This window comes from Klebsiella sp. H-Nf2 (genome assembly GCF_002806645.1).
GTDB classification, from domain to species: domain Bacteria; phylum Pseudomonadota; class Gammaproteobacteria; order Enterobacterales; family Enterobacteriaceae; genus Klebsiella; species Klebsiella variicola.
In genome coordinates this window covers 45,120-67,172 of record NZ_PIBL01000008.1, presented here as the reverse complement: position 1 = coordinate 67,172, position 22,053 = coordinate 45,120, and the positions used below count along the sequence as shown (strand labels likewise).

The following is a 22,053-nucleotide window of genomic DNA, read 5'->3' as shown; positions in this document are numbered from 1 at the left end:
CCTGCAGGCACAGGTGAGCGTTTCGGCACAAAATGCAGGCGCTTCGGCACATTCAGCTTGTGCGGACTCTCATACCCTGTTTTCTCACCCCAACGAGGATCAGATGATGAAAACAGGTATCCGCATGGCCGTGGCGATGGTTACGATAGTGAGCAGTGGCGCGATGGCTGCGCCGTTTAGCGTGAGCAGCGATGATATGCATGACGGGCAGGCGCTGGCCCGGAAGCACTGGTTTGCCGGTTTCGGCTGTACCGGAGGCAATGTCTCTCCGCAGCTGGCATGGAAAAATACCCCGGCGGGGACGCGAAGCTTCGCGGTCACTGTCAGAGATCCCGATGCGCCTACCGGCAGCGGCTGGTGGCACTGGACGGTGGTCAATATCGCCAGCAGCGTCTTTTCGCTGCCCGCTGGCGCGGGAGATAAAAACAGCGCTACACTGCCGGGCGGAGCGGTACAGGGCCGCAACGATTTTGGCTATGCCGGCTTCGGCGGCGCCTGTCCGCCGGCGGGAGATAAACCGCACCGCTACCGCTTTACGGTATGGGCGCTGGATGTCCCTACGCTGCCGGTGGATGCCGGGGCCAGCGGGGCGCTGGTCGGCTATCTGTTACACAGCCATGCTCTCGCCAGCGCACAGTTGACAGCGATGGCCGGGCGCTAAAATAAAGGGTCGATCCGATGGAGAGTATCCACTTCCAGCATAACGCCTTAACCGCGGCAGAGGTCACCACCCGACGGCTGTGTAGATTGCATCGCGTGCGCCTGTTCTCCCCGGCGCTCTGTCGGGTGAAACGCGGCAGCAAAGTGATTGTGCAAGGGGAGAGCCGGGTGCTGGCGACGCCGCAACAGCTGATTGTGTTGCCGGCTGACGTTGAGCTGGAGGTGATTAACCAGCCGGATAACGGCCTGTTTTGCTCCGATCTGCTGTCGCTGACCCCCGAGCTGCTGACGATGTTTAAGACCCGTTATCTCAGGGAACCACCGCCAGGGCGTCTGACCTCGCTCTGCGCCCCGGTGACGACAGAGCTGGCGTTTATGTGGCAAAGCGTTCTGCAGGCGGTGCGGGAAGGCTTATCCTCCTCACTACAGCACCACCAGACTATGGGCCTGCTGCTGGCCTTGCACGAGGCGGGCTATGCCGGCCCGCTGCTTGTCGAGCGGCAGCAGGATCTGTCGGCGCAGGTTCGACAACTGGTCATGCTGTCGCCGGCGCAGGCATGGAGCGTGTCGCGGGTGGCGAAAATGCTCTTTCTCGGCGAGTCCACTCTGCGCCGTCGGCTGCAGCAGGAATCGCAGAGTTTTCGCCAGATTGTTGAGGAGGTGCGGATGGCCCACGCCCTGGGGCAGCTGCAGACCACCTCGCGGCCAATAGGCGAAATCGCGCAGAACAGCGGATATCAGTCGGGATCGCGCTTTACCGCGCGCTTCCGTCAGCATTATGGTTTACTGCCGAAGCACGTACGCTGAGCGAATTTGCTATCCTCAGCGTAAAGTGTGAGCGAAAAGGAGATGATAATGGCCAGTATCTGCACGATGGCATGGGTTTACGGTTCGGTTCAGGGCGTGGGATTTCGCTATTCTACACAGCGGGAAGCGCTGCAGCTGGGGTTGACCGGCTATGCCCGTAATCTGGACGACGGAGGGGTGGAAGTGCTTGCCTGCGGCGAGGCAGAGCAGGTGGAGAAACTCATCGCCTGGCTGAAAGCCGGGGGGCCGCGCAGCGCGCGGGTTGACCGAGTGTTAACCGAACCCCATCAACCCACCCGCAGCTGGGAAAAATTCGCGATTCTCTATTAGATGCACTTCACCGGCTTCGGCAGCCCGGCGATTTTGGTCGCCTGTTTGGCGGGGCCTTTCGGGAACAGGCGATAGAGATAGCGGCTGTTGCCTTTCTCTTCGCCAAACTTGTTGGCCATCGCCTTCACCAGCATGCGGATCGCCGGAGAGGTATTGAACTCAAGGTAAAACTCGCGCACAAAGCGCACCACTTCCCAGTGTTCAACGGCGAGCGTTATCCCTTCCTGCGCGGCAATGACTTCCGCCATCGCCTCGCTCCACTGGGTGGTATCTTTCAGATAGCCTTCGCTATCCGTTTCAATTTCGTTGCCTTCAAAAATAAACATGATTTTTCACATACCGCCTGAAACTGGCCGCAGTGTAGCAAAAAAAAAGGCCCCGCATAAGCGAGGCCTCAGGATGAGCAGGGGAGCGGTTAGTCCCGGCTGGCGAAGCCCAGAATGCTCAGCAGGCTGACAAAGATGTTGTACAGCGAGACATACAGGCTAACTGTTGCGCGGATGTAGTTGGTTTCACCGCCGCGGATGATGTTGCTGGTCTCGAACAGGATGGCACCCGAAGAGATCAGGATGAACACCGCGCTAATCGCCAGATGAAGCGCCGGCAGCTGCAGGAACAGGTTAGCGACCATACCAATCAGGACGACCACCACGCCCGCCATCAGCATTCCGCCGAGGAATGACATGTCTTTGCGCGTCGTCAGCACGTAGGCCGAGCAGCAGAAGAAGACCAGTGCGGTGCCGCCCAGCGCCAGGCCGATTAAATCGCCCATGCCGGCAGAAAGGTACGCGTTCAGCATCGGCCCAAGGATATAGCCGAGGAACCCGGTGAAAGCGAAGGCGGAAATAATCCCGGTGGGTTTATTCGCCGTTTTGTAGGTCAGGAACATCAGACCGTACATCCCCACAAGGGTCAAAATCAGCCCCGGGGAAGGAAGCATCAGCACCGTGCTGGCGGTGGCGGTGATAGCGGAAAACGCCAGCGTCAGGCTGAGCAGGAAATAGGTATTACGCAGAACCTTGTGCGTGCTGAGCAGCGAGGAACGGTCACGCGATGATGTAATTATGCGATCCATGAGTCACTCTCTTATGACAGATGTAATTAGGGATAAAGAATAAGAAAAACAAGCGTGAAGCCCTAATGCTTTTACCCATCTTTACTTAGCTTTTGCCGCTTTTGCCCAGCATAAAATTCTACATGGATTGGGAAAAGCGATATGTTTTCGCGTTTCGCATCGGTGAGCCGATCGAAATCTTATAGGTTGCTGAAATACATTGCTTTATTGAAATTCTGCGACTAAGTGTGGAAGGGGGAATAACTCCGTACGTTAAAGGCAAAGGGAAATGACATTACACAAAAACAATCACATCACCCGAACACTCCTGGCAGTGAGTATGATGGCCATGATCGGTGGGGCGCAGGCGGCGCAGGTGCCGCCGGGCACCCAGCTGGCGGAAAAGCAGGAGCTGGTCAGAAATAACGGCAGCGAACCGGCGTCACTCGATCCGCACAAAGTCGAGAGCGACGTTGAATTCAACGTCATTAGCGATCTCTTTGAAGGGCTGGTCAGCGTGACGCCTGCGGGGGCGATCCAGCCCCGGCTGGCGGAACGCTGGGAAAACAAGGACAACCTGTTATGGACCTTCCATTTACGCCCAGGACTGACCTGGTCCGACGGCACGGCCATCACGGCGCAGGATATCGTCTGGAGCTGGCAACGACTGGTCTCGCCGGCCACCGCCTCGCCCTATGCGAGCTATCCCGGCAATATGCATATCGCCAACGCCCGCGAAATTGCTCTGGGGCAAAAGGGACCCGAGACGCTGGGGGTAAAAGCGCTGAACGACACCACGCTGCAGGTCACCCTGACCCAGCCAAACGCTGCCTTCCTGGCGATGCTGGCGCACCCTTCGCTGGTACCGATCGACAAAGTGCTGGTGGAGCGTTTTGCCGATAAATGGACCCGGCCAGAGCATATCGTCACCAGCGGGCCCTATAAGCTGACCCAATGGGTGGTGAATGAGCGGTTGGTGGCTGAACGTAATGCGAAGTACTGGGATAATGCGCACACCGTTATTAATAAAGTGACTTACCTGCCCATCTCTTCGGAGGCTGCCGATGTCAACCGCTACAAAGCGGGGGAGATCGATATTGTTTACACGGTGCCGGTCAATCAGTTCGCGCAGTTGCAGAAAACCATGGGCGACCAGCTGGACGTTTCGCCACAGCTGGCGACCTATTACTACGAATTTAACACCACCCGGCCGCCGTTTAACGACGCCCGCGTGCGTCGCGCACTGAATATGGCGCTTGATAAAGATATCATTGCCGGAAAAGTGCTTGGCCAGGGGCAGCGCCCGGCCTGGCTGATCAGTCAGCCGGATATCGGCGGCGTGACGCTGCACAACCCGGACTACGCCAGCTGGCCGCGCGAGCAGCGGATTGCCGAGGCGAAAAAACTGCTGACGCAGGCGGGGTACGATGAGCGCCATCCGCTGGTCTTTACCCTGCTGTATAACACCTCTGAGTCGCACCAGCGTATCGCCATCGCCGCCAGCTCCATGTGGAAGAAAAACCTCGGCGTCGAGGCGAAGCTGCAGAACCAGGAGTGGAAGACGATGCTGGATACCATGCATACCCATAACTTTGACGCCGTCCGCTATGCCTGGATCGCCGACTACGACGATGCCGCCACCTTCCTCAACACTTTCCGTACCGGGGATAGCGAGAACACCAGTCAGTACAGCAACCCGGCTTACGATGAGGCCCTGCGCAATGCGGCGAAAGCCTCCGACGTAGCGACCCGGGGCAAATACTATCAGCAGGCGGAAGATCTGCTGGCGCAGGATGTTCCCGCCATTCCGGTCTATCACTATGTGCGTACCCATTTAGTGAAACCCAGCGTGGGCGGTTTCACGCCGGATAAGCTGGGGTATTACTACACCAAAGACATGTACATTAAAAAATAGTCATCTGATAGCGGGGAAGAGCGCTGATTTTCTGTGCGAACTGCCTGAAATTCAGACGAATAACACAGAATTGTTTGTTTTTAAGGCAGTTGAACAAAATGGTGCTTTACAGCATCCGTCGAGGTGTTTATAGTGCGCCTCACACCGGAAGTGTGGCCGAGCGGTTGAAGGCACCGGTCTTGAAAACCGGCGACCCGAAAGGGTTCCAGAGTTCGAATCTCTGCGCTTCCGCCATATAAAAGAAGGGGTTACCGAAAGGTAACCCCTTTTTGCTTTTCCCTCTAGCCGTCCTGACTGCACTTCACCTTCACCTCCCGACTCCGCAAACCCGCCATGTCTGTAGCGTTATCGCTGGCGAAAAGGTGACGATCAATCCATTGCAAATGGTTGTTATTTTAATTATTCAGCTTCTCGTTATAAACGGCAATGGTGCTGAGGAATAAAAACCATTCGGCAAAATATCTTCGTCTATACTTGGAAAAATGATGATTTACCTGCCATGGTTTTACGCAGATACAGAGACCAGTGAGGTCAGAATGCCTGTCACTAATCGTCCAGAAATCAAAGAACTACGGGTTTTGGTAGAACAGCAATTAAAGTACACATTGTGTGTTAGCTTAAATAAAGCTACGCATGGCGATATTTTTAACGCGGTGGCGCTGGCCATTCGTCATTTTCAACAGGACCATTTTCTGTTGAGCCAGACGCGGCAACGTGAAGAACATAAAAAGCGCGTTTACTATCTGTCGATGGAGTTTTTACTGGGACAGTCGCTGCGTAATAACCTTTTAAATATGAATTTACTGGCGGAGATGCGCCAGGTGGTGAATGACCTGGGGTTTGATCTTGACCACCTTCTTGACGAAGAGCCCGACGCCGCGCTGGGCAACGGGGGGTTAGGGCGCTTAGCCGCCTGTTTTATCGATTCGATGGCCACCCTTGATATTGCCGCATCCGGGCATGGCATCAAATACGAATATGGTCTTTTTCGCCAATCCTTTCAAAATGACCAGCAGATGGAGCATCCGGATGACTGGCATTCTATGCACTCCCCGTGGCTGGTTGAACACCATGCTCAGCAAATCCTGATCCCGCTGGGAGGCTATATTGAACACAGCGAAGATGTTGATGGTAATTACAACCCAATGTGGCTGGGTTGGAAAACGATTATCGGTATTCCCCATGACTATTTCGTTTCCGGCTATCGGGATACGACCACCAATAAGCTGCGGCTCTATAGCGCGGTCGCCTCTGACTCCTTTAATATCCATATTTTAAACCGTGGTGATTATATCAAGGCGGTGAGTGATAAAATTGCTTCGGAGAATATTTCAAAAATACTCTATCCATCCGATGAGGTGCTGACCGGAAAAGAGCTGCGGCTGACGCAAGAGTATTTTCTGGTGGCCTGTACGCTGCGGGATATATTCCGTAACTATGCCGAGGTTAATGACGATATTACTTTCCTGCCGCAGCATGTGGCGATTCAGCTTAATGACACCCATCCGGCATTAGCGGTGGTGGAGCTGATGCGCATCCTGGTCGATGAATACCGGTTGCCCTGGGAGCAGGCGTGGGAGATAACGCAAAACACCTGTGCCTACACGAATCATACGTTGATGCCGGAAGCGCTGGAGACCTGGCCGGTGACGCTGTTTGAAAAACTGCTGCCGCGTCATTTGCAAATTATATTTGAGATCAACCATCGCTTCCTTGAAGAGGTGGCCCGGCGCTGGCCGGATAAAAATCATCTGTTATCTTCGCTGTCTTTAATTGACGAACATCACGATAAGCAAATCCGCATGGCCAATCTGGCCATTGTTGGTAGCCATCGCGTGAACGGGGTAGCATGGCTGCATTCGGAACTGGTCAAGAAACAACTGGTGCCGGACTTCTATTTTATGACCCCGGAGAAATTCATTAATCAGACCAACGGCGTCACGCCGCGACGCTGGGTGCAGCAGGCTAACCCCGGCCTGGCAGCATTTTTGCACCAACAGCTGGGGGAAGGGTGGCCAACCGATTTACCCTTGCTGTCCAGTCTGGAAAGCCTGGCCGATGATACTGCTGTTATTGATAACATCCGGGCCATTAAATTTGCCAACAAAACCGCGCTCAGCCAGCTGGTCGCTCAACGCTATGGCATCGCCCTGGATCCGCTGGCGATGTTTGATTGTCAGGTCAAACGTATTCATGAATATAAGCGTCAGTTGCTCAATATTCTTCACGTGATCGCGCTTTACCTGGATATCAAAGAGACAGGGAAAACTATCGCGCCTAAGGTGCATTTGTTTGCGGGTAAAGCGGCGCCGGGCTATCGGATGGCGAAGCTGATTATTCAGTTGATTAATACCGTCGCCCGGAAAATTAACAGCGACCCGCAGGTTGCCGGGCAGCTTAAAGTGGTTTTCCTCGAAGATTATAAAGTCTCGCTGGCGGAAAAAATCATTCCGGCCACGGATCTCTCTGAGCAGATCTCCACCGCCGGTACCGAGGCGTCCGGCACCAGCAATATGAAGTTTGCCATGAACGGCGCGTTAACCATCGGCACCTATGATGGGGCGAATATCGAAATCCGCGAGGCCGTGGGAATCGATAATTTTTATCTGTTTGGCGCCGTGGCGGAAGAGATTGAAGAGAGCCGGAGACTCGGGCATCACCATGCTTTCTATCATCAGAACCCGGCTATTGCGCGTGTTGTCGATACCCTCGTGTCTGGGTTGTTCACCAGCGATCGTGAGCTGTTTGCACCACTTCACCACATGTTGACGGAGGGCGATCATTACTGTCATTTACTGGATTTCGACAGTTATTGTCAGGTCCAGCGGCAGGCGATGGCCGATTTTGAACTGCCGGAACAATGGCACCGTCGGGCCTTACTCAATATTTGTCGGATGGGAGAATTTTCCAGCGACAGAACCATACGTGGCTACGCCCGGGATATTTGGGGTATCACCTGCTAAAGAGAGAACACGCCGAGCGGAAAAGGGACTCGTCGACGGATATCAGTCACTATTGAGGATGAGCATGAACGTTGAATTACATACCGAGCAGGGCGTAAAAATTATTATGCCACTGGTGCGCCGACTGGACGCTTCCGTCGTACAGGCGTTTAAGCAGCAGGTTCTGGAGGCTATCGACCCGGATACCAAAAACGTGCTGCTGGATCTGAGCCACGTTGATTTCATCGACAGTAGTTGTCTTGGCGCGCTGGTATCCATTCTGAAAAGCGTCAACGGTCAGGGCGAGCTGGTGCTGTGTTCGCTCAATGACACGATTAAAAACCTGTTTAAGCTCACCCGTATGGATCGCATCTTTTCCATTAAGGAGACTCGACAGGATGCGCTGAACACGTTCACTCAGTGATGACGTTGGTGCAGGCCAGCGGGTGATGGGTCGCCCGCTTATTCTTCGACAATCCGCGCCTTCGGTTTGCTCAGCAGGAGCATCACCAGCGCGACGTAGGGTATCGGCTTCCAGAAATAGTAGCCCTGTAACAGATGAATATTCTGGCGATTGAGATAATCCAGCTGGGCCTGGGTTTCGACGCCCTCGGCAATGATGCGCAGTGACAGCGTCCGGGCCATCTCTATCACGCAGTCCAGCAGTTTGCTTGACGGTGTCTCCCCGGTCACCCTGCCGACAAAGCTCTGATCGATTTTGATATAGTCGAAAACCAGCTCGTGGAGATAGGAAAGCCCGGAATAGCCGGTGCCAAAGTCGTCCAGCGCGATGGAAAACCCGCGGGAGTGTAACGTATTGAGCTTGTCCACAACCGCGCCGTTGAGCAACAGCGGCTCCTGCTCCGTGATCTCCAGCATCAGCTTCACCGCTTTGCCCTTAAAGCCGCGCTGATAGTGCAGGCAATCGTCGATAAACGTCGGAGCGTTAATGTGTGACGCGCTGATATTCAGGCCAATATGAAACCCATCCGGCAGCTTACTGAAGATGGGGCTCATCTGGGCGGCGACCTGCGCCATCAGGCTGCGGGTCAGTGGGATAATTAAGCCGGTACGTTCGGCCAGTGGAATAAATTCAGCGGGCGAACGCCACTGTGCGGTGGTATTTTTCCAGCGGGCGAGAATTTCCACGCCGTATATCTCCCCGGTTTTCCCATTCACGACGGGCTGGTAGTAGGGAACGATATCCCCCTGGGCGATAGCGTAGCGCAAATTCTCTTCTTCAGAGGTATAGGCATTGAGGTATTTGCGCAGCAGGAAATAAAACAATAGCGCGACAGAGAAAATGAAAATCAGCAGACCGAAGCCATTTTGAAATAAGCGACCGGGGCTAAAAAAAGGCGACTCGGGATAGATAATGCGAAACGGGTAGTCCGGTGAGCTAAATATACCCTGATGTGGGCTGGCTTTCAGCGGCTCCACATCGCCATATCTGGCGATCATCTGATGGTTGACCGAGAGCGCCAGCCCGGCGTTATCCTCATCGCTATACAAGGCATCGCGCAAATGGATGTCGCTGATACTGACAATGACTCTCACCTGCGCCGAACGCGTGTGATAGATCAGCACCGGCCGCTTGTTAACCATCATCCTGGCGGGCAGCAGCTGCAGCAGCTGCAGCAGCTCATCAGGCAAGGATTCCGGATGGAGCGTCAGTACCCGATTGCCCGGCAGCGACGAGCACCACACCTGGCCATCTTTTACCAGCACGATCGTGCGCAGATGCGGCTGCAGGGCGGCCTCGGTCCCGAGCTGGAACTGACCCTGCACGGAGCAACCGCGGCGGCTAACGTTCATTGCCGTCACCGTGGCGGCTCGGGCTTCATCCAGAATAACGGCGATTTTCTTCGCCGCCTGACGGGCGGCGGTGGCATGGGTGGCCTGGTCTGAATGCCACAGTTGCCAGTTAATGACGAACACGCCAGCCAGAAATACCACCAGCGCCAGGGAAAAGGAAATCCATGCGTTTCGCACTTTTGTCTTTTTCATTTATTACGCGTGCTATGTGAGGCGAGCATAAAATGAACCATTCATCCCGCTGAAAAGGCGTTATCCAATGATCGTAGAAGGGGGATAACCTCCGCGACGACGGAGCATGTAAAAACATGATCAGTCTCACAATACCTGCCAGCAAAACTCGCTAACGACCTGATGCGGCTACGAGTCCGTCACGACAGGAATAAAAAAAACCTATCTTAATGTTTTCTTAACATAAATTCCGGCATTGGATAGTTTTAAGCATTTTCTAATCCCTAATAACAGACCGGCGCTATTTTTTGCTTTTTTAAGTTTATGATAATTGTTTTCATTATCATTCTTTTTTTGCTGTGATTTAATCCTCTCCGCTCAGGCTATTTACCGTTTATTGCCCTATTTCATTAAGGATGCGTTCATGAAATCTCGCTTATCGCCCCTCCGTACGGCAGCGTTGGTTGCCGCTTCTCTGTTTCTGGCGCCGCAGGGGATGGCGGCTGACGCTCAGAACGGGATTGTGGTCTACAACGCCCAGCACGAAAATCTGGTGAAGTCGTGGGTGGATGGATTTACCAAAGAGACCGGTATTAAGGTCACGCTGCGCAATGGCGATGACAGTGAGCTGGGTAACCAGCTGGTTCAGGAAGGCTCCGCGTCGCCGGCCGATGTGTTTCTGACCGAGAACTCGCCGTCGATGGTGCTGGTCGATAATGCCAAACTTTTCGCCCCGCTGGATGCCGCCACCCTGCAGCAGGTTCCGGCGCAGTACCGTCCGCAGCATGGGCGCTGGATCGGCATCGCCGCGCGCAGCACCGTTTTCGTCTACAACCCGGCGAAAATCAGCGAGGCGCAGCTGCCGCATTCCCTGATGGATCTGGCAAAACCGGAGTGGAAAGGGCGCTGGGCGGCTTCGCCATCGGGGGCAGATTTCCAGGCTATCGTCAGCGCGATGCTGGCGCTGAAGGGTGAGCAGGCGACTCTCGACTGGCTGAAGGCGATGAAAACCAACTTTGTCGCCTATAAAGGCAACAGCACGGTGATGAAAGCGGTCAATGCCGGGCAGATCGACGGCGGGGTGATCTACCACTACTATCGCTTCGTCGACCAGTCAAAAACCGGTGAGAACAGCAAAAACACCCAACTGTATTACTTCAAACACCAGGATCCGGGCGCCTTCGTCAGCATTTCCGGCGGCGGTGTGCTGGCCTCCAGCAAACATAAAGAGCAGGCGCAGGCCTTCATTAAATGGATCACCGGCAAACAGGGGCAGGATGCGCTGCGCACCAATAACGCCTTCGAATATGCTGTGGGGGTAGACGCGGCCTCTAACCCGAAACTGACCCCGCTGAAAGATCTGGATGCACCGAAGGTAGAACCTTCCTCGCTGAACAGTAAAAAGGTCATTGAGCTGATGACGCAGGCTGGCCTGCTCTGATCCTGAGGAAGTGATGTTGCTATGTCTGTTCTGAGTCTGTCGCTCGGAAAGAAAACAGGACGCCTGCCCGAGCGCAGGCGTCCTGCATTTCCGATGGTGGCGTTAGCGCTGCTGTTTTCATTGCTGGCGCTGTTGCCGTTAGGGTTTGTGGTGGCGGTTGGATTCGACACCGGCTGGCCGACGATCAAAGCGCTGGTCTTTCGCCCGCGGGTAGGGGAGCTGCTCAGCAATACCCTGTGGTTGACGGTGCTGGCGGTCCCCATCAGCATTGTGCTCGGCGTGACGCTGGCCTGGCTGACGGAACGTACCGCCCTTGCCGGTCGGCAGCTGTGGTCGGCGCTGGCGGTGGCCCCGCTGGCGATTCCAGCCTTTGTCCAGAGCTACGCCTGGGTCAGCGCCGTGCCTTCGCTGCATGGCCTCTCCGCCGGGGTGTTTCTCTCGGTGCTGGCCTACTATCCGTTTATTTATATGCCGGTGGCGGCCGTGCTGCGCCGCCTCGATCCCACCCTTGAAGATGTCGCCGCATCGCTGGGCACGCCGCCGTGGAAAGTATTTTTCCGGGTGGTGCTTCCGCAGCTGCGCCTGGCTATCTGCGGCGGTGCGCTACTGGTGGCCCTGCATCTGCTGGCGGAATATGGCCTGTATGTGATGATCCGCTTCGATACCTTCACTACCGCCATTTACGATCAGTTCCAGTCGACCTTCAGCGGTCCGGCCGCCAATATGCTGGCAGGCGTGCTGGCTCTGTGCTGCCTGGCGATCCTGCTGCTGGAGAGCGCCTCACGCGGTAAAGCGCGTTACGCGCGTATCGGCGCCGGGGCGGCCCGCGAGCAGAAGCGGCTTGTGCTGGGTAAAGGGGCGGCTGTTGGCGCGCAGCTACTGCTTCTGCTGCTGGTGATGCTGGCGATGGGGGTTCCCTTACTGGTCCTGTGCAGCTGGCTGTGGCTGGGCGGCATCGACAACTGGCTGCATGCCGATCTGTGGCATTCGCTGCGCCAGACCCTGCTACTGGGCATGGGCGGGGCGCTGCTGACGACAACCTGCGCGATCCCCATTGCGTGGCTCGGCGTGCGCTATCCGCGCCCGCTGTTCCGCCTGCTGGAGGGGTGTAATTACATCACCAGCTCGCTGCCCGGCATTGTTACCGCGCTGGCGCTGGTGACGGTCACCATCCACTACGCCCGCCCGGTGTACCAGACCGAAGTGACGCTGTTTCTGGCCTATCTATTGATGTTTATGCCGCGTGCGCTCATTAACCTGCGTGCCGGTATCGCGCAGGCGCCGGTAGAACTGGAAAACGTTGCCCGTAGCCTCGGGCGCAGTCCGGCCCGCGCCCTGTGGAGTATCACCATGCGGCTTGCCGCGCCGGGCGCGGCCGCAGGGGCCGCGCTGGTGTTCCTTGGCGTCAGTAATGAGCTCACCGCCACGCTACTGCTCTCGCCGTTAGGCACCCGCACCTTGTCGACCGGTTTTTGGGCGTTAACCAGCGAGATCGACTACGTGGCGGCGGCGCCGTACGCGCTGCTGATGATCGTCATTTCGCTGCCGCTGACCGCGGTTCTTTATATGCAGTCGAAAAAAATGGCAGGGTTGTAACATGCTGGAATTGTCTTCTATTTCGAAATCCTTCGCCGATGCGCTGGTTCTCGATAATCTCAATCTGACCGTGGCGCCGGGGAGCCGGACGGCCATTGTTGGTCCGTCGGGCTCGGGAAAAACCACGCTGCTGCGCATTCTCGCCGGTTTCGAAACGCCCGATCGCGGGCGGATCGTCATGCACGGTACTCCTCTGTTTGCCGACGGCGTGTTTGTCCCCGCCCACCAGCGGAGGATCGGTTATGTTCCGCAGGAAGGGGCGCTGTTTCCTCATCTCAATGTTGCGGACAATATCGCCTGGGGGCTGGACGCCAGCCGTGAGGAGAAGCGTCGCCGGGTGGGGGCGTTGATGGAGATGGTCGCCCTCGACCCTGGCCTGGCGAGCCACTGGCCACATGAAATTTCCGGTGGTCAGCAGCAGCGCGTTGCCCTGGCCCGTGCACTGGCTCAGCAGCCGGCGCTGATGCTGCTGGATGAGCCGTTTTCTGCACTGGATACCGGGCTGCGCGCCAGCACGCGTAAAGCGACGGCGGACCTGCTGGCCGAGACGGGAATCGCCTCGATTCTGGTGACCCATGATCAGAACGAAGCGCTGTCGTTTGCCACTCAGGTGGCGGTGATGCGCCAGGGGCGCTTTGCCCAGGTCGGAACGCCGCTGACAGTTTACTCGCAGCCGGTGGATGAAGAGACGGCGTTGTTTCTTGGCGATGCCCTGATCCTTCCTGCGCGCCTGAGCCCCGGCCGGGCAAGCTGCGCGCTGGGGGACCTGGCGACGGACGCACTGCATCCTGCTGGCGAAGGTAGGGTGATGCTGCGTCCGGAACAGCTGAGCGTCAGTGTGAGCGAGCCGCAGGAAAGTACCGCCATCATCCGCGATGTCGATTTCTCAGGCCAGCTTTCCACGTTGACGCTGTCGATGGCCGGGCACGAGCGGCCGATTGTCCTGCGAACCGTGAGCCAGCCGGCGTGGCAGCCCGGCGCGACGGTACGACTGACGGTCAGCGGCAAGGCGCGGGTGTTTAGCGGCTAATCCCTGAGCAGGCGCCGTCGGCTATCGACGGCGCCGCACGGAAAGCTAATCAGATGGCGGATGAAGCCGCTAGTATCCGCGCCACTGACCTCGTCGCCATGGAGTGGTAGTACGTTGGAACAATTCCGCGGGGTCAGTCCAGCGCCCACCATTTTACCGATCCGTCGCTTTTTCATTCGTCCCGCTACGCTTAACTGCTATCCTGTCTCGCGATCGGCCCTGTTGTTACCATGAGACATCGCTATGCCTGAACTCCATACTCCTGCGAATCGCCCCGGCCCGGCCGCTGTGGCCCGGGTGACGCTCCTGCCAGCGCTGCTGGTTATCGTCGCCATCGCTGTCGGCTGTGTCCTGGTGTCGCCCCCGGTCGGCACACGACACGAGATCCTGACTAACCCCGGTCTCTATATCGATCTGCTGGCGTTGTTGTTTCTGGTGTTTATGCTGTGGAGCTCGGCGAAGGTGCGGATGAGCCACATTGCCGTCAACTGGGTACGCTATGGGCTGCTGTTGTGGATTGCCGGCGGCACCTTTGACGTGATGGATGAGATCGTGGTTCAGCCGCGCTGGATGGGCTATTACTGCGAAGATCTGCTGCGCCTCTCCGGGATGCTGCTGACCGTGGTGGGGGTCTACAAAATTATTGAGCGAATCAATTTGCTGTACGTCGATGCGCGCTCGCAATCCCTGAAGGATGAATTAACCCAGTTGCCCAACCGCCGTTTTTTCATCAATACCATCCGCGAGAAGTCGGGGCATGCGCTGGGACTCATGATTCTGGATATCGATTTTTTTAAGAAAATTAACGATACCTTGGGCCATCTGGTGGGCGATGAAGTGTTATTTTCGCTGGGTAAACAGTTGGCAAACTTGACCAGCGATCGCATCCAGCCGGCGCGTATCGGTGGGGAAGAGTTTGCCATTATCGTCGATGGCCTGTCGGAGCCCGAGCTGCACGCCCTGGCGCAGGCGATCCTCGACAATGCCCACACCATCCTGATCAATCATCAGACGCCGTTGTCGATCAGCATTGGCGTTGGAATGTGGCGGCCAGGCGAAGCGCAGGAGACATTTATCCGTAAAGTCGACGAGGCGCTGTACAAGGCCAAGCACAACGGACGCGGACGCGTGGAGTGGGCGTAAGATTCCGGCGCGGCAGGTTAGGCCTGCTGCGCGCTACGGCAGTGTCGCCGATACTCCGACGGTGAGCGTTCGGTGTAGCGTTTGAATACCCGGCAAAAATAGTTGCTGTCGACGAAACCGCAATTATGGGCAATCTCTTTCACCTTCAGGTCATAGCCGCGCAGTAGCTGCTTCGCCTTTTCCAGGCGAACCCGGGTCAGATACTCATTAAATCCCACCGAGCCTGATTTCTGAAAAATATGCGATAGATAGTTGGGTGTGATGTGAAAACGTTTGGCTACCGATTCCCGTGTCAGCGGCAGGCTAAGATTTTCCTCGAGGTAGTCCTGGACGGCGAGAAACAGATCCCGACTGCGGCTGACGCGCATTTCCAGACCGACCAGCTGTTCACGACAATGACTCAGCAGCGCGGCGACCACCAGCCGTGCGGTCAGCGGGTCGGGTTGCAGGCTGACTTCATTCAGGCTCAGCAACAGGTAAGAGCCCACGCGCGGTCCGAGGCGGGAAACGCTCTGCTTTTCCGTATGCAGGCTTTTCCCGTCCCAGCGCTGAATACTGAATCCCAGTTTCTGCCGACCAAACAGGATGCTCAGGGTAGTGGCCGGGCCGGTCCACTGCGGCAGCGTCCACTTCCCCGCCTGCACGTACAGTACCTGCAGCGTGGTTAACGTCGAGGCGGCCAGCGGCAGTCCCTGTTCACTCAGCTGGCCCTCCAGCACAATTTCCAGACGCGGAAACGGCACGTTGAAGGCGAGGGCAGGCACGGAGATATCCGGCTCAGGAAATCTCACCTGTAAGTGATCTTTTTGACCGATTAACCGATGCAGTATATCCGGCAGATCTTCAATCATTCTTTGCCCTCAGCATGCGCATTATCCTGTTGATGGTAATCTATTTTTTCCTTCCTGGCAGCGTTAGTTTAGCCATTTTGCGCAGCGGATTGCCGGCCAGCTGCAGCGCATGCATTGCCGGAAAAGAGATTGTTGATGTCCATCACACTTTGTGGGCTCGCGTACGTATGTCCAGTTTTTTGTAGCGCTCGCCTCGTGTCATGCCGCGGAGGGACCAGTAGAGTTTGTTTGTGTTATCGGAACGTTAAAAAGGAACGCAAAATGAACTCATCATCGGCTAACTTTCTCGATGCGTTAGGCGCCAGCCAGGCGCTCAGTGCGCAAATGAAACACGAGCTCGACACCCTCGGCTATACCGTCGTGCATAACGTCGTTGACGCCCAGTGGCTGAGCGAAATGCGCCTGCTCATTGACACCCTGGTTGAACGCGAAGGCGATAATCTGGCGATGGAGCACCATCAGGAGGCGACGGCGACGCGGATCGCTAACCTGATTAATAAGGGGGTTATCTGGGAGAAAGTCTGGTCACACCCGCTGATCCTCTCCGCTTGTCGCTATATCTTCAACGGGGATTTTAAAGTCTCCAGCCTGAACGCGCGCGAGGCGCTGTATAACGGCGGCCACCAGCCGCTGCACGCCGACTGGAAAAAGCCGCGCCCGGATTTTCCTAAAGTCCACCTGGTGAATACCATCTGGGCGATAGACGATTTGAGCGCCGCCAACGGTGCGCCGCGGATCATTCCTGGTACCCACCTCCGCCCCGAGTTACCGGAGGAGGTGCTGGCCGACCCGGAACAGGCCCATCCCGATGAGATTGTGTTTGCCGCACCGGCCGGCAGCGTGATGATCTACAACGCCCACGCCTGGCACGGCGGCACCCGTAATCGTGAAGGCAGCAGACGACGCGTACTGCATGGGTTATATATCGATCGTGCGGATACGCCGCAGCAGGACCAGCGGCGCTGGCTGACGCCGGAGACGGCAAGCCGCCTGACGCCGGCGCAAAAATGGCTGCTGGATGTAGAATAAGGCCTGTCGCCGGTCAGGGAAGTTCTACATAGACGACCGGCTTTTTCATGATGCTTTTCACGGCCTCGACGATCTGCTGCGGCTGCAGCAGGAAGCTCTTGATACTGGTTTTAATCGTCCGCAGGCCGCGAAAGCGCTGGGGGTCGTCGATTTCGATATCCGTCACCAGCAGCACCACTTCGGCGCGGGCGATATCTTCCGCGGTGATCCGATTTTCTACGCCGAGCGCGCCCTGGGTTTCGACTTTCAGGTGCCATTTTTCATGATGACCGACCTTTTCCAGTCGTTCGGCGGCCATGTAGGTATGCGCCACCCCGCTGACGCAGGCGGTGACGGCGACAATATTGAAGTCCATAACATCCTCCTGGCGTTAACCGCCGATAGTGACGTGGAAACCGGCCGCTTCGGCCATCACCCGATATGGTTGAATTTCCGCTTCGTCAGGCGCTTTCACGCTGGCCAGCGTCCAGGGTTTGCCCAGCAGACGGTATTTGGGCTCGCCATATTGATGAAACGGCAACAGGTGCATTTCTTTTAGCGCGAAAGGGGCGAGGAACGCCAGAATCTGGCGAAAATTATCGGTATTCAGTGTGTAGCCCGGGATCAGCGGCACCCGCGGGATCAGGTTGATTTTTCTCGCCGCCAGCTGGCGAAAATTGTCCAGCACCCGTGGCTGATTCATTCGCAGCAGCGACCGCGCCCGCTCAGGTTCCATGATTTTAAAATCAAACAGCACTTCATTGCAGGCTTCGGCCACCGGCAGGAAGCGGTCAAAAGCGCCGTCGCCCGCGGTTTCGATGGCGGTGCGGATCCCCCACTGGCGCAGGCGCTGGAGAAAGCGGGCGGCAAACCCGGCCTGCATGAGCACTTCGCCCCCGGAGAGGGTGACGCCGCCGCCGGAGGCGCGAAAGAAGACCTCATCCTTCAGCACCTCCTGCAACAGGTTATCCAGCGTCACATCGCGGCCAATCTGTTCCCACGCTCCGGACGGACATTCGGCGACGTCCTGCTGGCAGCGGGTGCAGCGCAGGCATTTACTCTCCCGGCGCAGGGTCTGAATCCTGGGTGAAATTGATTCGGGATTGGCGCACCACGGGCAGGTATGAGGGCAGCCTTTAAAAAAGACCACCGTGCGGATCCCCTGGCCATCGTTGAGCGAGTAGCGCTGGAGGTTAAAAATACGCGCCCGGTCGGCGCGCGTGTCGATGACCTCACAGCTGATGCGCGGTGCGGCGGATAATGTCATCCTGAATCTCCTTCGACAGCTCAACAAAGAAGGCGCTGTAGCCCGCGACGCGTACCACCAGGCCGGCAAAGTCCTGCGGCCGCTGCTGCGCTTCACGCAGGGTGTCGGCGTTGACCACGTTGAACTGAATATGCTGCAGCTTGAGCTTGCAAAAGGCCTGTAAAAAGTCTGCCAGTTTGTTCAGCCCGCCGTCGCCGGCCAGCGTTGCCGGGGTGAATTTGACGTTCAGCAACGTACCGTTCGACAGCAGATAGTTATCCAGCTTGCTTACCGATTTCAGCACTGCCGTTGGCCCCTGGGAATCCTGACCGACCATCGGCGACAGGCCGCCGTCCGCCAGCTGTTCGCCGGCCAGTCGCCCGTCCGGGGTGGCGCCCACCACCGAACCCAGCGGCACGTGCGCGGAGACGGTGTAGGAGCCGGGGGTAAAATGGCCGCCGCGCGGGTTCAGATACTGCTCGACTTCTTTGCAGTAAAAACGCAGCAGATCGGCGCTAATATTGTCGACATCGTCGATATCGTTGCCGTATTTGTCAAAATGGTTAATCAGCCGGGCGCGGATTTTTTCCCCTTCTGGCGTCTGGAAATTGGCTTTCAGCACGGCCATCAGTTGGTCAAAGCTGAGACGCTGCTGGTCGAAGACCATACCCTTCAGGGCGTACAGCGAATCGCTCAGGTTAGCGATCCCGATACCCTGAACGCCGGAGAAGTTATAGCGCGCGCCGCCAGCGGTGATATCTTTGCCGTGCTGCACGCAATCTTCAATGAACGAGGAGAGCAGCGGGACCGGCGCCCAGTCGCGGTGGCCGATATCGCAAATGTTGCTGCCCTCGACCATCAGCTTGATGTAATGGCGAATTTTGTCGCGGATCTGGCAGATAAGGCCGTCCCAGCTGACGTCAGGCTGATGTTCATTTTCCTGCAGCACAATTTCCATCACCTTCAGCAGATTAAACATGGCGATATCATGCAGGCCGTAGGTGCGCCCTGGAATAGAGAGCTCCACGCAGCCGACCACCGCGTAATCGCGGGCATCTTCCAGCGACACGCCGCGGTTAAGGAAGGCCGGCACGACCACCTCATCGTTGAAAATCTGCGGGATCCCGGTACCCAGGCGAATGGTCTCAGCGGTTTTACGCAGGAACGGGCGATCAATCAGCTCGTTGACCCGCACGCCCAGATTCGGCTGCGGCAGCTGAACGTTTTGATAGGCGTCGAGGCATAAAAATGACAGCACGTTGACCGCGCTGCGCCCGGTGTCCGTCAGCCCGCCGAGTAGGGCGGTATAGCCGGTGGGAAAACCCGCGAAATAGCGCGCGCTGCTGGAGGAGCGTAGCAGGACGATATCGTTGCATTTCACCCACAGCGACTCCAGCAACTCCTTGAGATACGCGGGATCCTGACCCTGATTCAGCGATGCCTGATAAAACGGCAGCATATACTGGTCAAAACGCCCCAGCGAAATCGAGCTGGCATTGGATTCGTACTGCAGAATGATATTCATATACCAGAACAGCTGGCAGGCCTGGGGGAAGTCCGTTGGCCGGTGCTGCGCGTTGTGGCGCGAAATAGCGGCGATAGTTAACAGCTCCTGCTGACGCTGCGGGTCCTGACAGTGCCCAGCCATCTCCTCGGCCAGCGCGGCGTAGCGCAGAATATGGCGCTGGGAAGCTTCCAGCAGGATCAGTACCGCCTGATAAAAGGGGTTCTCCGGTTGCTGGGCGCAGTGCGTTTTGAGCTCGGTGACCAGCGCGCCAAGGCCATGATTCAGCAGCCGTGGATAGTCGATGATGATATGGCCCTGGCCTTTATCGGTCTGGTTAACGCTAAATATCTGGGTGTTGACAGCAGCCTTGACCTCTTCAGTCATCTGGCCGTTGATGAAATCTTTCATTGAGCGCTTTTCCCAGTAGGGGAATAGCGTTTCGCGGTAGATTTGTTTATCTTCTTCGCTTATTTCGAAGCGATCCTGCGGGCGGGTCGGGAAGGCGTCGAGCTCGTTGAGCAGCCAGTAGGGGTCCATCTCTGGCGACATTATTCCCGCGCGCGGTTTGACGGTGCGGTTGCCAGCGATCAGTTCATCCTCACGAATCGAAATCATCACCTTATCGAGGATCCACGCCGTGGCTTTCGCCCGGCGGATAATGACCGGTTCGCCCTCCGTCTGCCGATGGCTGGCAGTGTAGAGTAATGCGCGTTCAAGGGAGATTTCGCGCGGCTGGGCGAACAGGCTGGCTTTCAGGCGTTGGGTACGATTCGTCATGATAAACTCCATGTTGTGGCGAAGGGCGCGAGGGCGCCCTTTTTAAGGCTTCAGGCGCTCTGGGAAAGGTGGCTGTCTATCTTGTTCATGATGGCGTCGGCGCGTTTTACCGCATCGCTGATGTTGACGCGCACGATAGTTTTCCCGGCAAAACGCTCTTCGAATTTGATGCCGATATCTTTGGTCAGAATGACCATATCGGCGGCGGCAATCTCTTCCGCCGTCAGTTCATTTTCAATGCCGATAGAACCCTGCGTTTCTACCTTGACCTGCCAGCCTTTGGCTTTGGCGGCGCTTTCCAGCGATTCGGCGGCCATGTAGGTGTGAGCCACGCCCGACGGGCAGGCGGTGACAGCGATAATGTGGGTCATAATCTGTTCCTTCCAGTCTGTTAGTTAATTTCGAAATCAAGGTCTAGTTCATCGTCAGCGGTGACGTCAGTGGGTTTCTTTTTGGCGAAGGCTTTCAGCAGGATGACGCAGGCGGCACTGACGCAGGCGCCGACCAGCAGCGCGGCGACAAAGCCCAGCTTGCCCTGGACCACCGGCAACACGATGAGCCCGCCCCAGCCGGCGTAACACTGGACGCCCATCAGCGCGGCGGTGACGCAGCCGCTGGCGGCGCCAATCATGTTGGCCGGAATGACGCGCAGCGGATCCGCTGCGGCAAAGGGAATCGCCCCTTCAGTCACGCCGACACAGCCCATCACCAGCGCCGCTTTGCCGGTTTCCCGCTCTTCGGCGGTGAAATATTTGCGGCCAATCAGTGTCGCCAGCCCCATGCCCAGCGGTGGTACGGCGATACCGACGGCGGCGATGGCCACCACGCTGTAGACGCCCTGCGAAACGCAGATCAGCATGAAAGCGTAGGCCACTTTGTTCACCGGGCCGCCCATATCAAAGGCCAGCATCAGGCCCATAATGATGGCCAGCACCACGATGCTGCCTTCACGCATCCCCTGCAGCCAGCCGGTCAGATTAGCGGTCAGCGCGCCAACCGGCTCGCCAAGCCCCCACATCATGATCCCGGCGGTGATAAAGGTGCCGACGATGGGAATGATGAAAATCGGCATCACCGAGCGCAGAACTTTATGTACGGGGATTTTTTTCAGGTAATAGACCACCAGGCCGCCAATCATGCCAGCGATCAGCGCGCCGAAGAAGCCGGCGCCAAAGCTGTTGCCCACCCATGCGCCGATGGCGCAGGGGGCCAGCGCGGCGCGGTCAGAAATGGAGTAGCCGATGTAGGCGGCGAGAAAGGGCACCATCAGCGTCAGCCCGGCGACGCCAATATCAAAGAGTTTCTTCAGATTAGGGTCGGTGGCGGCATCGGGCACCGCGCCTTTGCCATACAACATGACGGAGACCGCCAGCAGGATCCCGCCGGAAACCACGAAGGGGATCATGTGCGAGACGCCGGTCATCAGATGCTGGCGGGTATTTTTTAGTATTTGCACCAGTTCGTTCATTGCTTGCTCCTGAGCGCTGTAGGGCCCGTGACAGTATTGATGCCTCAACATTAGAAAAAGGGCGGGGTATTAAACAGTAGAGAAAAAGTGCATTTACTGGATATTTGTAAGGTGAGAAAAGAATTGCGATCCACCTCAAATCTTAGTAGTGACAGGAAAGATGAGCGCTAACAGGGTGGAATTGTGATGGCGGACATAAAAAAGTATCGTGTGTACAATAGTCCAGTAATTGCCAGTTTTATCACCTAGTCCCTGGGGCCGTCTTTTATTACCTTTTGGGGAAATAATGGAT

At 56.8% G+C, this 22,053-nt stretch carries 19 protein-coding genes, 1 tRNA gene and 2 pseudogenes; 12 read left to right on the top strand and 10 right to left on the bottom strand.

Annotation, left to right across the window (positions count from 1 at the left end):
• The first annotated feature begins 106 nt into the window (after window positions 1–106).
• Genes CWM58_RS18760 through yccX form a run of 3 tightly spaced genes read left to right on the top strand, consistent with a single transcriptional unit; the run spans window position 107 to window position 1,797 of the window.
• Window positions 107–661, top strand: coding sequence for a YbhB/YbcL family Raf kinase inhibitor-like protein (locus CWM58_RS18760; RefSeq protein ID WP_100681525.1), 555 nt, complete (start codon window positions 107–109; stop codon window positions 659–661).
• A gap of 17 nt (window positions 662–678) precedes the next feature.
• Window positions 679–1,467, top strand: coding sequence for an AraC family transcriptional regulator (locus CWM58_RS18755; RefSeq protein ID WP_061155147.1), 789 nt, complete (start codon window positions 679–681; stop codon window positions 1,465–1,467).
• A 48-nt stretch (window positions 1,468–1,515) separates the two neighbouring features.
• Window positions 1,516–1,797: an acylphosphatase gene (gene yccX, locus CWM58_RS18750; protein WP_012542291.1), complete on the top strand. Its 282-nt coding sequence runs from the start codon at window positions 1,516–1,518 to the stop codon at window positions 1,795–1,797.
• On the opposite strand, the gene tusE is transcribed toward yccX, so the two are convergent.
• Both tusE and yccA read right to left on the bottom strand, forming a co-directional pair.
• A complete protein-coding gene (tusE, locus tag CWM58_RS18745) occupies window positions 1,794–2,123 on the bottom strand; it encodes a sulfurtransferase TusE (RefSeq protein WP_002898457.1) in 330 nt (109 codons plus the stop codon). The two genes, yccX and tusE, sit on opposite strands and share 4 nt — an antisense overlap.
• An 89-nt stretch (window positions 2,124–2,212) precedes the next feature.
• A complete protein-coding gene (gene yccA, locus CWM58_RS18740) occupies window positions 2,213–2,872 on the bottom strand; it encodes an FtsH protease modulator YccA (protein WP_002898458.1) in 660 nt (219 codons plus the stop codon).
• A gap of 268 nt (window positions 2,873–3,140) precedes the next feature.
• On the opposite strand from yccA, the gene CWM58_RS18735 reads away from it, so the two are divergent.
• The 4 genes from CWM58_RS18735 to CWM58_RS18720 all read left to right on the top strand — a co-directional run bounded on the left by CWM58_RS18735 (window position 3,141) and on the right by CWM58_RS18720 (window position 8,132).
• Window positions 3,141–4,766 carry an ABC transporter substrate-binding protein gene (locus CWM58_RS18735; protein WP_100681524.1) on the top strand — a complete coding sequence of 542 codons (1,626 nt, stop codon included), beginning with the start codon at window positions 3,141–3,143 and terminating at the stop codon, window positions 4,764–4,766.
• Between the two features lie 146 nt (window positions 4,767–4,912).
• Window positions 4,913–5,000: transfer RNA gene (locus CWM58_RS18730), tRNA-Ser, on the top strand.
• A gap of 302 nt (window positions 5,001–5,302) precedes the next feature.
• Window positions 5,303–7,729: a glycogen/starch/alpha-glucan phosphorylase gene (locus CWM58_RS18725; RefSeq protein ID WP_100681523.1), complete on the top strand. Its 2,427-nt coding sequence runs from the start codon at window positions 5,303–5,305 to the stop codon at window positions 7,727–7,729.
• A 64-nt stretch (window positions 7,730–7,793) separates the two neighbouring features.
• Window positions 7,794–8,132, top strand: coding sequence for an STAS domain-containing protein (locus CWM58_RS18720; RefSeq protein ID WP_061155144.1), 339 nt, complete (start codon window positions 7,794–7,796; stop codon window positions 8,130–8,132).
• A 38-nt stretch (window positions 8,133–8,170) separates the two neighbouring features.
• Here the strand turns inward: CWM58_RS18720 and CWM58_RS29330 are convergent.
• A pseudogene (locus CWM58_RS29330) lies at window positions 8,171–8,932 on the bottom strand (EAL domain-containing protein); the annotation flags it as partial.
• A 159-nt stretch (window positions 8,933–9,091) separates the two neighbouring features.
• Window positions 9,092–9,715, bottom strand: a pseudogene (locus CWM58_RS29325) (CSS-motif domain-containing protein); the annotation flags it as partial.
• Window positions 9,716–10,118: 403 nt separating this feature from the next.
• Here CWM58_RS29325 and CWM58_RS18710 point away from each other — a divergent pair.
• The 4 genes from CWM58_RS18710 to CWM58_RS18695 all read left to right on the top strand — a co-directional run bounded on the left by CWM58_RS18710 (window position 10,119) and on the right by CWM58_RS18695 (window position 14,904).
• Window positions 10,119–11,135: an iron ABC transporter substrate-binding protein gene (locus CWM58_RS18710; protein WP_061155142.1), complete on the top strand. Its 1,017-nt coding sequence runs from the start codon at window positions 10,119–10,121 to the stop codon at window positions 11,133–11,135.
• A gap of 21 nt (window positions 11,136–11,156) precedes the next feature.
• Entirely contained in the window at window positions 11,157–12,731 is a 1,575-nt protein-coding gene (locus CWM58_RS18705) for an ABC transporter permease (protein ID WP_165785823.1), read from the top strand.
• Window position 12,732: 1 nt separating this feature from the next.
• Window positions 12,733–13,761 (top strand): ABC transporter ATP-binding protein, encoded by a 1,029-nt coding sequence (locus CWM58_RS18700; protein WP_061155140.1) that lies wholly within the window; start codon window positions 12,733–12,735, stop codon window positions 13,759–13,761.
• Window positions 13,762–14,004: 243 nt separating this feature from the next.
• The gene (locus tag CWM58_RS18695) at window positions 14,005–14,904 is read left to right on the top strand and encodes a GGDEF domain-containing protein (RefSeq protein ID WP_100681520.1); all 900 of its coding nucleotides are present in this window, start codon (window positions 14,005–14,007) and stop codon (window positions 14,902–14,904) included.
• Window positions 14,905–14,921: 17 nt separating this feature from the next.
• Here CWM58_RS18695 and CWM58_RS18690 read toward each other — a convergent pair whose 3' ends face one another.
• Window positions 14,922–15,755, bottom strand: coding sequence for a helix-turn-helix transcriptional regulator (locus CWM58_RS18690; RefSeq protein WP_100681519.1), 834 nt, complete (start codon window positions 15,753–15,755; stop codon window positions 14,922–14,924).
• Between the two features lie 261 nt (window positions 15,756–16,016).
• Between CWM58_RS18690 and CWM58_RS18685 the strand changes: the two genes are divergently transcribed.
• Window positions 16,017–16,784: a phytanoyl-CoA dioxygenase family protein gene (locus tag CWM58_RS18685; protein WP_004179258.1), complete on the top strand. Its 768-nt coding sequence runs from the start codon at window positions 16,017–16,019 to the stop codon at window positions 16,782–16,784.
• Between the two features lie 13 nt (window positions 16,785–16,797).
• Here CWM58_RS18685 and CWM58_RS18680 read toward each other — a convergent pair whose 3' ends face one another.
• Genes CWM58_RS18680 through CWM58_RS18660 form a run of 5 tightly spaced genes read right to left on the bottom strand, consistent with a single transcriptional unit; the run spans window position 16,798 to window position 21,761 of the window.
• Window positions 16,798–17,139: a PTS fructose-like transporter subunit IIB gene (locus CWM58_RS18680; RefSeq protein ID WP_008805913.1), complete on the bottom strand. Its 342-nt coding sequence runs from the start codon at window positions 17,137–17,139 to the stop codon at window positions 16,798–16,800.
• Between the two features lie 15 nt (window positions 17,140–17,154).
• Window positions 17,155–18,030, bottom strand: coding sequence for a [formate-C-acetyltransferase]-activating enzyme (locus CWM58_RS18675; protein WP_008805914.1), 876 nt, complete (start codon window positions 18,028–18,030; stop codon window positions 17,155–17,157).
• Window positions 17,996–20,293 (bottom strand): formate C-acetyltransferase, encoded by a 2,298-nt coding sequence (locus CWM58_RS18670; RefSeq protein WP_100681518.1) that lies wholly within the window; start codon window positions 20,291–20,293, stop codon window positions 17,996–17,998. The genes CWM58_RS18675 and CWM58_RS18670 overlap by 35 nt, the downstream gene beginning before the upstream one ends.
• A gap of 50 nt (window positions 20,294–20,343) precedes the next feature.
• Window positions 20,344–20,664 (bottom strand): PTS fructose-like transporter subunit IIB, encoded by a 321-nt coding sequence (locus CWM58_RS18665; protein WP_004179264.1) that lies wholly within the window; start codon window positions 20,662–20,664, stop codon window positions 20,344–20,346.
• Window positions 20,665–20,684: 20 nt separating this feature from the next.
• Complete coding sequence (locus tag CWM58_RS18660; RefSeq protein WP_061155133.1) at window positions 20,685–21,761, bottom strand: PTS fructose transporter subunit EIIC; 1,077 nt, start codon at window positions 21,759–21,761, stop codon at window positions 20,685–20,687.
• Window positions 21,762–22,053: the final 292 nt, after the last annotated feature.